Raw genomic sequence first — 11,527 nt, forward strand, 5'->3', positions numbered from 1 at the left:
ACTCAGCATTTTGATTCAATATATATTGCGCACAGATAAGCATTATATTTTAGGCAAATTTCGCAGTATCTTTCTGATCTTGCGTTACAGCATGGTTTTTCCAAGATGTAAACTGCTCTGTGGACTGATCAGAAAAATGCTGCAACTGTATCATTACATTGGCCTCAATCTGTTCAATACGTTCCAGTTGTTCAAGCTCGTTGGTCTTTTTCAGTTCTGAAAATTGCAACTGGATAAAGTTGATAACCTGTTCCATCGAACATTGATTTACACTCACGGCATACATCAAACCATAGACAATCCCTTGCTGTAGGTGCTTTGTCTCCAGTCCATATTTCAGATTGGTCGCCAACGAGCCCAACACTCGTTCATTAATTGCAAGTTTACGTAAAGGATCTCGTGCCACACGCGCACATGGATCTTTATACGCATGTTCACAAGAGTTTATAAAGCTTTCTGCCAGTCGTGTTAAATCAAAAGCACGATTAGGTAAGCATCGTGCTAAACCAGCCTGCACCTCGTCAATGAGTTCATGCATAAATTGATCAACACGATGATCTGCAAGTGCCACACCTATGGTTTGATGATTGAACAGTGCAGATTGCCAAGCCAACATGGCATGTACGCCATTCCATAAGCGATTTTTGATTAGCTGAATATCTTCAATATGATCGACCAAAATCATTTGACGCATTTTTTCTAACAAAGGACTGTTATTTTCTACATAGATCGGCATGTCAGACTCAGCATTGAATAAAATTAAATCCATGCTTTGCAATATATGACTTGGGTGAAAATTGCGTCGCATATCCTCAACATATAAAGTAGCTTGACGCTCCTGATCAGGATTTAATTTCGTCGCATCTTCTAAGTCTAATTGAGCATCCACTTCAACTTCATCTAATTGAAATTGTTTGAAAATATTATATTTTATACGGAGCTGACGATATAAATTTTGGTCACTCAACTTAGATACCATGCGGTTGACCACGGTATCGCAAAAATAGTGTTGTTGCATGATTTTCTCAGCAACGACCGCTCCGGCAAGCTCAGTTAAAGCCTGTTTTAAATGTGACATTAATAATTGTTTTGCCCCGACTTTATTCAAAATGATGAGTATCGTTAGGGGTTCTATGGCTTTTTCATCATTTGCAATATGTCGTGCATACAGGCCTTGTGCAATGGTTTTAGCTTCTTCCGCAATCGCTTTTTCAGGCAAACAGATGGCAACCAAACTCGACTCTGTGTACATCTCTTGCATCTGCTGAATATTTTCAGCATCAATGACTGCCATGTTTTCAATGCGTTCGTCATAAGACAATTGACCATAGCGAATACTATAGGTACCAAATGCATTGACCGCAGAGCGATATAAAGGGTTACGAGTCGATGCATAGATTTTTTTCGGGCGAGTATAACCATCCCAATGCGACAAAATTTGAGCTAAATAGCCACCACCAATCGCCCCAAAACCATGAATACCAACAGTGAGCTGATTAAGGGTTTGTGGAAAAGCCTCTTGCACATGCGGCATCTCTAAATGCGCAGTGAACGGGTCAAGTTCCGACAAACAGTCATACATACATTCATAATAATATTTGGCTTTGGACAGCATGTTTTGATTGGGCGATTTAATATCTTTAAACAGTACGGTAATACCGCCAGCCTCAAAGGCCGAAGTCACACCATTTTCCGAGTCTTCAAACATCAAACAATCAGCAGGATTTAAATTCAGCTTTGCGGCAGCACGCATGAATATTTCAGGATGTGGCTTACCATTTTCAACTTCATCGCCACAGACTAAGACATCAAAGAACTTATACACATTGGCATTGATGAGATATTCTTCTGCGATTGCACGGCGACTCGATGTTGCCACGGCCATCCTCAGTCCTGACTTACGTAAGCGTTCTAATACTTGAACCAAGCCTTTTTTGATCGGTACACCAAACTGACGAACATGCTCCAACTCTAATTCATCTGCGAGTTTGCGAATATCTGCGTATGGAATGTTTTCATCATATTCAGCTTGGGCCAATCGATGCGCGCTTTGTGCACTTAACCCCAAACAATTCATCAGATATGATTCGGAAAACTCAACACCGGTCAATTCAAGAGATGCCTGTTTCAATGTTTGAAACCGTAAACGTTCAGTATCAAACATTGTTCCATCCATATCAAAAATGGCGCCCAGAACCAAATCATTATTAAATTTAAGCATTTAACCTCCGTTATTTTTTATGTGAAAAGAATAACGGAGAAAACTATTGATTCAGTACTTTGAGAATTAATGAAACAATTGTGATTATTTTTTAATCAAAGTGCTTGCTTTAAACATCTATTTTGTAAGATTAACCACTGATCAAGTAACATCATGTAATCAAAACCCACTATTGTCAGGATAGTCCTATCTTCACACCGACCTATTGAAGTAAGTATACAAGTCTCTGCATATTTCACCCAGTTACTCGCTTGACGGTTTGAGTTTTGATTTGAAATAAAAAGAATACGATTAAACCAAGCATCACTAAAAATAAAAAATAATACGGAAATTCTTTGTGCCACTGATATAAACCCGTACTAATCAGTGGCCCGACAACAAAGCTCAAAGCCTGAGTGGCTGTACACCAACTTGCCACCTTAGTCTGTAACGCACTGGGCGCCGTTTGCGCTGCACCCGTTGTAAATGCAGGGATTAAACATGCAACCGATATACCATATAAAAGATATGTAGCTTGAAATATCTGTAATTCAGTGGTGAAAACCGAAATCAGCAAGGCTGCTGCCATGCTAAACAGCCCAACCCACAGTAAGCGATATACGGACCAATTTAAATACTTAGAAATCAGCGTTTGCATAATCACCAAAGCAATACCTACGACGAGAGAACATTCTGCAAAATGCACTGCGCCTTCTGCAGCAGTCATATTAAAGCGGTCTTGAATATAAAACCCGGCCGTTAAATTTACGGTCACGATGGCAAGATAGAGACTGAATCCCAACATTAACCATGGATAGCATTGCTGAATGCTCAAATCTGTAGATGGTGACTCATGCTTTTCTGTCACTGGCTTTTCAACGCTATGCTGTTCTGTATGTCGGTCAAAGCTGAACACCAAGACCACAGAAATCAACGCTAAAATAATGATTGCTGCCCAAAGCGGCGTCATGATTCCACCAAAGCCTAGCAGCAAGGTGGTTAGAAATGGACCAATGATCACGCCTGCACTATTTAATGCACCGAATTTTGACATTGCTTGTGAACGCTGCTGCTCATTACTAAATCGGGTCATCACATAAGTTTGCAAGGCAATCTGTGGCATCGCCATAAATATCCCAGTCGCTGCGCGTGACAACATCAATAAACTAAACAGCAGCAACATCCCTATCTGAACAGTAAGGCCATACATCAACACAGCTGTAAATAGCCCCCATGTCACAGCCATGCCCACAAAACCGATACTCAAGAGTTGATAAATCGAAAACTTAGATTGATTTTTTGAAATGTAAATGGCACCGATGGCCATCAGCAGCGCACCAACGGAAACCATTGCTCCGCCTTGTAGTTCAGAAAGCTTTAACTCTCGAACCAATGGCGCCAACAGCGGCAATATCATCGAGAAACTTGCACCATTGGCAAGACTGGCAGCAATAAACAGTTTGTTATTTCGATCCATTATTTTTGTTATCCATTTTTAATGGCTACGTTATAAACAATAGAGGTGACTTAAGCCACCTCTATTTTGTAAGTCACGATACCGTGCTTTAAACCTGATTCAGGCTTTAAATCAGTATTTCACCGTATAACTTAAACCGTAGGTGCGACCTTGAGCCGCTAGGCTAGAAATTGGGCCATAGACAGTTTCAACCGACTGGCTGTATACCGACTTATAATCCGTATTCCATACGTTGTAGACACCAAAGCCCACATTACCCGGTCCTACTTTTGCATTGGCAATCACGTCCATCGTTGCAAAGCCTTTAATTGCCGCTGCTGGAGCAGATCCATATTTCACAGCATCTTTTTGGGCTTTGTCTGTACCGCCAATCGCTAAAGCTTGAACACGTAGGCTCATGTCATTATCAAACTGCCATTCTGAAAATGCTGTTCCTTTTAAAGGTGCCACACGAATGGCATCCAATTCTTGCCAGTCACCTTGGGTATTTTTAAATTGGCCCGTGGTATATGCAACTGTGCCGCCAACCGTCCAATTTGGTTGAACTTCATAACTGGCATTGGCTTCGACACCATAGATACGCTCATCGGTATCAATAACATCAATGGTGTAATTCGGCGCACCAAATTTCAGGCTTTTATCTGAGTCATTATAAAAAGCCGTCACGCCTGCATTTAAACCACCGGCATTTTGTACACGCCATCCGAGTTCATAGTTATTGACTTTAATCGGGTCAATGGTTTGGCTATTAATCACAGAATTTGCCGGCACATCGCGCAGCATACGTTGCACATCGGGCAAGTTTGAACCTTGTGAGAAATTAGCAAACACTTGCTGTGCATCTGTTAAGTGATACACCGCGCCAACATTAAACAGCGTTGCATTATGTTTTACTTTGCCGCCATTCAGTGTTTTCGCCACATAACCTGGGGTTAAATCTGCAGTAATTGCTTCCATATAAGGCACAGATGAATCGACATCGCTTTCTACACGTTCATGGCGAATGCCTGCTTGTAAGCCAAGTCGGTCAGTTAATTCATATTGCGCTTGGGCAAATACGCCAAGTTTTTCTGTTTCAACATCTGGGCCAAAGGCATAGTAGTTAAACGGCTGATAACTCAAACCATTACTTTGAATAAACGTTGCGCTGTCATACATTTGGATATTTTGTTGATCTTTTTCATTTTCATAGTCCACACCATAGGTTAAACCCAGTTCACGACCATTTAAGTTAAGATCTTTTTGTAGAGCAACACGTGCGCCTAACACATCAATATCGGTTTCTGACTGATACACCAAGAAGAGTTCAGGTGCCATTTGACGTGCAGATGGGAACCACCGTGCTTTTTCATTTCGATAATAGGTTTCAGCGTTTAGACGGTGGCCTAAAATATCTTGATTTTCATATTGTGCGTTGACGCTATAACGTTCAGTTTGTGGTTGTTCAGCAAGTTGTAAGCCTTTTACCGCATTTAATGACAACGGCAGCTTGCCACCCACGGGCTGTGAGCGCAGCGCATTTAAATTTGGACCATAGTCAGGTCCATAATCACTATCTTGCTCATCATTATAATATTGCGCACCGAAACTCAGCGTTTGACCATCGGCAATTTTCCAACTGACACGACCATTTAGATCTAAGGTGTCGGTATCTTGACGGTCTGTTTGCGCAATCTCAGGCCCAATACGATTGCCATGGCTATCTTGTATTTCACCACGTTTGGTATAGCTTGCACCTAAAGTTCCGCGTAAATTGCCTTGATTAAAGTTCATGGTTTGTGCAGCTTCATAAGCCAGCGCATCGGACTTAAAGTTATTACCAGAAGTGACACCGACTTTCGTTTCAAAACTCAGCGGCTCAGATCCACCACGTTTGGTGATGATATTGATAATACCGCCTGTTGCACCTGAACCATAAATACTACTTGCACCTGAGACCACTTCAATTCGTTCAATCATCGACGGGCTAATACTCGCCAGTTGTCGAGATCCATCACGATATCCCGTTTGCGGCACACCATCGATCATGTATTGCACCACACGTCCACGCATGGTCATCCCATAGTTAGACGTTGTACCACTTGATGGAGTCAGTGATGGCACCAATAAACCGACAATATCAGCTGTGCTTTTACCTGCATTGGCTTGTTTTTCAATTTCTTCTTTAGGAATGCTGTACACCGTACCCGCAATATCTGCAATGCTTTTCGCAGAACGAGTTGCCGTCACAACAATCGGTTCCATTTTAGTAGCTTCTGCAGTTTGTGTTTCAACTGCAGTATTTTGTGCAGTGTCTGTCGTGACGTCTTGCGCATAAAGCTGAGTACAAATTGCAAGGCTAAGACACGTCAGTTGCATCGGTAGAGCTAAACGTTTCATATTCTTTTCCATTTCTTAGAGTTCCGATTGAGTCGGAAGTGTTTGAGTTTTTAAATTTTGTGTTTTTAAAACAATGCGTTGACTAAGTAAGACACTGATCACGGAGCCGATTGCCAGTACCAAGTAAAAATGTCCATAGCCTAATGATTTTGCGAGAAAGCCTGAAAATGCGCCGCCAATGAAGTAAACAAGCAATTCAAAGCACACTAATATGGTGAAATCGGTACCCGCCTGTTCTTTAGAACTGGTCTGCATGAAATAGGCATAGAGTGATGTCATGGCGATATAACGAATGGCTAGCATCAACACGACAAATAGACCTAAAAGCAGATGCCATTGATTCAACCACCCAAATACAACGGCTGCCCCAATGACGGCATATAGCAATGTACGTAACCATCCTACCCAGACCAACAATTGCGTCGCTTTGATTTTTTTCAGCAACATAGCTGCACTAACGGCTGCAATCAGACCGACACCAGCACCGACCACAGACATCAACACCCCGATCTGAGACAGTGACCATTTTTGGTCGATCAACATGGGATTCAGCATTGCCATAGCGGGTGCTTCCACCACGCGATAACAAACAATGAGCAGCAAGGCCCAACGAATTTCAGGCCGTTTAAACGCTTGCCTTAGGCTTGGTTTGGCTTTGGCAAGTTGAGTTTCTGGTTCTTCTTGAATAAAAAACACCGCAAACATGGTTAAAAATGTCAGCAGCGCTAAAGCTGTGAGCGCTGACTGCCAACCCCAATATTGGTAAATCCATAAAGTCGCAGCGCCACCGAGCATGCTCCCGACGGCCACCCCAATACTTTGTGCCATACTGCCCAAACGGTAATTGCCTTCGGTAAATTTCTCTACGGTATAACCATCAATCGCAATATCTTGCGTTGCCGCAAACGTTGAAATCCATAAACCAATGATGACAAATAAAGTCAACCCATAAGAAAACTGCGTAAAGGCTAAAACCAGTACCCCCAGTACCAATGCGATTTGCGTAAACAACAGCCATGTTTTGCGTTTACCGAGTTTTTTGACATAGAGCTGATCGATCCAAGGCGCCCAAAAAAACTTGAATGCCCATGGAATGTAAAGCAGCGATAACATGCCGATCCAGCGTAAATCTACCCCTTGATGTCGTAAAATGGCAGGCAAAGCCACATTGTAAAAATACAAAGGCAATGCATGTGCTAAGTACAAAATGATCACGACGCTCAAACTCAGGACTGAAATTTGAGATGGTGAAATTGCATGATTTAATTTTCTTGAGTGTTGTTGCATATCCACCTCTGCACTGCCCATTGCAGCGCATCAGACTGTTCTAATGAAACGTAATAAGGCACACGCCACGCTGCATGCAGCGCGGGTGTATTTAAACGTTTGAAGTCATCTGGATCTTGCGCAATACGCACCAGACCCAAACAATATTGAAAAAAGAGATGTTTAAACTTCTTGTACCAAACGGCCTGTATTTGCCGATATTCTTCGGGAAAAGTCGTTCCCTCAGCCGTTTGCATAACCAAAACAAAGGGCTGACTTTTCAGAAAAAAGCGCTCAACTTGAGTCAACCATTGTTCAAACTCTTCCACTGAAACATGCGCTGAAAAGTGCATGTCCAGTATGTGCATGTGGGTGCAGCTGTAACTCATGACACCGCCTTAGCTAGTTGCTGATGCTGAAATGCCTTGGAGTCGTTTAAGTAATGACCAAATTTTGAATAAAATGTTTCTCTAAAGCAGTAATACAACATGGCGGTCTTTTCAGGCATTGGGATTAGGCGCTGCGCTTCATAGCACATGTCTTCAACTACGACGGCATAAGGCTTCACACTATGATCAGGCTCTCCCACAATCTTGGCTGATGCAGCATTTTCAAAGATATAAAAACTCAATAAACGCATGACGGGACGTAAATAGCCTTTACCAAAAACGGACTTTTCACCAAATAACAAATGCCAACCTAGATCAAGCTCATCACCGTCGTAGTACAAACCTAATCGATCCCGTTTTCCTTCGTAGATCTCTGTGTAGCCCACATCTTCACCATTTACCCCCACAATCAAAATTCGGTGATGATCATCTGCCAGCATTTTTTCGTAATACACTTTTAGTTCAGTTTCTGACTTATTGAGCTGCCACTGTGGAATAACATGAGGTTCATGCATCCATTTATGAACCAAAGCCATATCTTCTGGATATTGCATTTGTCGTAAGTAGTATTGCGTCTCATTCTCATGGTATTCATAAAAATCAGGTAGTTGTCGTGATAACGTTGTCATGATGTCGTCCTTTAAATTTGTTTAATCTTTTCTGTTCTTAGCTCAAAAATCTGTTTATGACGCAATACGATTAGTTGTCGTTTTCTGTTCGGCGGTATGCTGTTGTTTCGCCCACTGATTTAAAGTGCTTGGACTCACAGGGTTTGCAATAGGATCTAAAAATACAGGTACTGGTCGTTCTGCTTCGTCGTTATAACTGGTGGTAAACAGTCGAACACGGTTCAGACAAATTTTCTCGAAACGTGGACGGAACATACTGAATTTTTCAATACGATCTGCCAATTCAGGATGTGCCTGATGAAATTCGTCAATCACGGTGGAGATGGTTTGCCAAAACTCAAGTTCTGTATGCTGTGGATAATCTTCAAGGAAGACATTACAGATATAGCGGTAATGCACCATGAACAAACCTGTAAAGATAAAGTGGCTAAGTTCTTCAGCAGGATGACGCAGTAAAATTTGCCCTTCAGGTGGTAAATTTTCGAGTTCTGGAAAATCTTCATCAACTAAATTGACATCATCAATAAAGTCCTTCAGCACCATTTTTTTCGGTAAACCATTTTCATGGATCAACATGGTGTTTTCACCGTGTGGAGAAAAAGCCAAACCATATTTGTATAAGCAAATCAGTAACGGTGTTACACAAACTTCGGCAAAACGCTTCAACCATTGCAAAGGCGTCAAACCTGAAGCCTGAATCAACACGGATAAAATAGACTGACCATTTAGATCTCGATGCAACAATGCTGCTTGGGAAAGCGCTAACTGATGTTCACCGATGTAAGGCTCTACACTTTCACGCCATAAGCAACCAAACAATTCTTTAAATTGGTAAGGCGCACCGTCTATCTGATCAAAACACGGCTGTTGTAAAGTGAGACTCGCAATTTCGCCCAAAAATGCCACCTGTGTTTTTTGCAGGTCTGCATCATGATGTTGAATGTCCTTCAGCCAAGCGGTCACCGCAGGTGCAGCCAAATTTCGTTTTGAAGGCAACCCTCGATATACCGCCGTATTAAAGATACTGACAGGTAACTTCACATAATGACGGTCAGGATGACTGGTATTGCATAAGGTACGAATTGATTGCATTGGCACATAATCATCTTGTCCAATCTCCAATTCGACAATACGCTGATCAACGATTTCATTGGCATAGGTCGGGATTAACCACTGATGCCATTGCCATGCATGTACAGGGATAAAGTAATACTCAGCAGCATCTAAGGCTTTGTCCGCTAATTGATGTTGAAAATCGTGTAATTGCGCTGAGTTCAACTCATGGCGATATAAGCTTTGCGCATCCCAAGCCTCGGTCGAACGAAACTCAGCTAAATCACGATGAACAGCTAACCACAGGACTTTGACTGTTGGAGAAATCTCTGGTGCGGAGCTTAAATAATCATCATAGCCAAAGCCCATACGGCCTTTACTCATAATGAGCCAAGGGTGTCCACGCAACATGCCTTCAATTTGATAGTGTGGCGCTGACAGGACAGCCTGACTTAGCAATCTCTGTTCATCAAAAACATGTGCTTCAGCCAACCATGTATTGTTCATTTCTTTAATCAAATAAGCCTTGGTAAAAGGTTTCACTTCAGCTTGATTTGAAAAAGCACGAATAAATTCATGCAGATTCCATGCGAGCTGTGCTGTCGATTCACTTAATTCGCGAACACTTCCTTCAACAATACGCCAATGCCCAAGCAGAAACTGTGTCGCTTCAAATTGATACGTTTTGTCATCCAGATTGAGTTGCCATGTGTTATTTTCCACTGGCTGAATCTGAATAATTTCTTCATATAAAAACTCAGCAATCGCCATTTCAATCAGTCTTTGCCCTGCACGGCGCCACTGCGTTTGATTTATCTGTAATTTTGCAAATGTCATTATAATTTCTCGAGTTTAACCGCATTCTGTTCTTGCTTATTCGGCATGGTCGTATTGCGGTTCATTGCGTAGTTAGCAATGGTTTTTTTTACGGAAAATGGTCTTTGGATATTGGTTTGCGCTGATTTCTTTACAATGCCCATACTGTGCATTTCAGCATTTTCACTGGGTGAAAAATGTTGGAAACTTTGCGCTTGATCACCTAAATCGTATAAGTTAAAACCCAATAATTGATTGGCAATGACTGCTGCACGGTGAGCACCCAACCCTAAATCAGGAGTCCCGACACCGTGACTGTGCATTTCCTGATTTTGAACAAAGATCTCCCCGACAGCGTCATGCTGTACTCGGTAGTCCTGACTAATTTTCCAGCGACCGAATTCATCACACTGAATCAGCGGTTTTAGATATTTGAGATATTGCCACTCTGGACTGTGATATCCCGTTGAAGCCACAACAAAGTCTGCATCTAGATAGAATTGTTCTGCTGTAACTTTGTGCTGAAACTGCAAACGGATACCCGCACCATGCGGCTCGGCAGCAACCAAACCCACCTGAGCATGTAAATGCGTCTGTTGAATATTTTGACCAATGCTCCGGTGATACAGTTTTTGGTAAATCTCACGGATGGTTTTTGCACTGATGCCCTTATATAACAAGCCTTGTTGCTTCAGTTGTTCGGCTTTATTTTCAGGGCTCAGTTGATAAAAATGCGCAGTATAATCCGGACTAAAATGCTCTAAACCAAGCGGCGCATATTCCATCGGGAAAAACCCATTAGAACGGGTCAGCCAATGCAATTTAAACTGCGCTGTTGTGGTTTGATCCTGCAAATATTGACGATCAAACAGATCCATAAAAACTTCGGCCGAAGACTGGCCTGATCCCAGTACAACCACATTCCCTTTCAAGTGATTTAACGCTGCATTGCAATAATTTGCAGAATGTAAGCAGCGCTCCGGATATTGCTGTTGTATGTCTTTTAGACACTGTGGTAAATGCGGAACATTACCCGAACCAATGACCAAATTTCGGCATTGATAACGTCTAAAACGTCCATCTTGCTCAACCATGACTTCAAAGCCTTGCTCTTGGGCATAAATGGCTTTTACGGTTGATTGATATTGAATATGCTCTAGTTGGTCTGCAACCCATTGACAATAATGGTTAGGCTCTAGACTAGCAGAATAGATATGTTAGTCTAGAATCATGATAGAAAACAGTAAATTAAGTCACTATAAGATTAAAAAAATTATTCAGTGCTTTTGCATTGATATTCCTGCTTCTAAAACAGCCT

Annotated in this window: 7 protein-coding genes and 2 pseudogenes; 1 reads left to right on the top strand and 8 read right to left on the bottom strand. The window is 41.9% G+C overall.

What is annotated here, in order from left to right; all coding sequences use genetic code 11:
• Positions 1 to 49 precede the first annotated feature (49 nt).
• The 8 genes and pseudogenes from mtlD to FTU17_RS03780 all read right to left on the bottom strand — a co-directional run bounded on the left by mtlD (position 50) and on the right by FTU17_RS03780 (position 11,423).
• Complete coding sequence (mtlD, locus tag FTU17_RS03745; protein ID WP_180134721.1) at positions 50 to 2,221, bottom strand: bifunctional mannitol-1-phosphate dehydrogenase/phosphatase; 2,172 nt, start codon at positions 2,219 to 2,221, stop codon at positions 50 to 52.
• A gap of 235 nt (positions 2,222 to 2,456) precedes the next feature.
• Positions 2,457 to 3,677, bottom strand: a complete 1,221-nt coding sequence (locus tag FTU17_RS03750; protein WP_180134722.1) for an MFS transporter — start codon at positions 3,675 to 3,677, stop codon at positions 2,457 to 2,459.
• Positions 3,678 to 3,788: 111 nt separating this feature from the next.
• Entirely contained in the window at positions 3,789 to 6,056 is a 2,268-nt protein-coding gene (locus FTU17_RS03755) for a TonB-dependent receptor (protein ID WP_180134723.1), read from the bottom strand.
• A 15-nt stretch (positions 6,057 to 6,071) separates the two neighbouring features.
• Positions 6,072 to 7,343, bottom strand: a complete 1,272-nt coding sequence (locus tag FTU17_RS03760) for an MFS transporter (protein ID WP_257227356.1) — start codon at positions 7,341 to 7,343, stop codon at positions 6,072 to 6,074.
• Positions 7,319 to 7,711, bottom strand: coding sequence for a hypothetical protein (locus FTU17_RS03765; RefSeq protein WP_180134725.1), 393 nt, complete (start codon positions 7,709 to 7,711; stop codon positions 7,319 to 7,321). The genes FTU17_RS03760 and FTU17_RS03765 overlap by 25 nt, the downstream gene beginning before the upstream one ends.
• Positions 7,708 to 8,340 carry a GNAT family N-acetyltransferase gene (locus tag FTU17_RS03770; protein ID WP_168378659.1) on the bottom strand — a complete coding sequence of 211 codons (633 nt, stop codon included), beginning with the start codon at positions 8,338 to 8,340 and terminating at the stop codon, positions 7,708 to 7,710. Before FTU17_RS03770 ends, FTU17_RS03765 begins: the two co-directional genes overlap by 4 nt.
• A 54-nt stretch (positions 8,341 to 8,394) precedes the next feature.
• A pseudogene (locus FTU17_RS03775) lies at positions 8,395 to 10,059 on the bottom strand (IucA/IucC family siderophore biosynthesis protein); the annotation flags it as partial.
• 170 nt (positions 10,060 to 10,229) lie between these two features.
• Complete coding sequence (locus FTU17_RS03780) at positions 10,230 to 11,423, bottom strand: SidA/IucD/PvdA family monooxygenase (RefSeq protein ID WP_180134729.1); 1,194 nt, start codon at positions 11,421 to 11,423, stop codon at positions 10,230 to 10,232.
• 16 nt (positions 11,424 to 11,439) lie between these two features.
• On the opposite strand from FTU17_RS03780, the pseudogene FTU17_RS03785 reads away from it, so the two are divergent.
• Positions 11,440 to 11,527, top strand: a pseudogene (locus FTU17_RS03785) (IS1595 family transposase); the annotation flags it as partial.

The sequence above is a fragment of the Acinetobacter sp. YH12070 genome (assembly GCF_013419625.1).
GTDB lineage: Bacteria > Pseudomonadota > Gammaproteobacteria > Pseudomonadales > Moraxellaceae > Acinetobacter > Acinetobacter amyesii.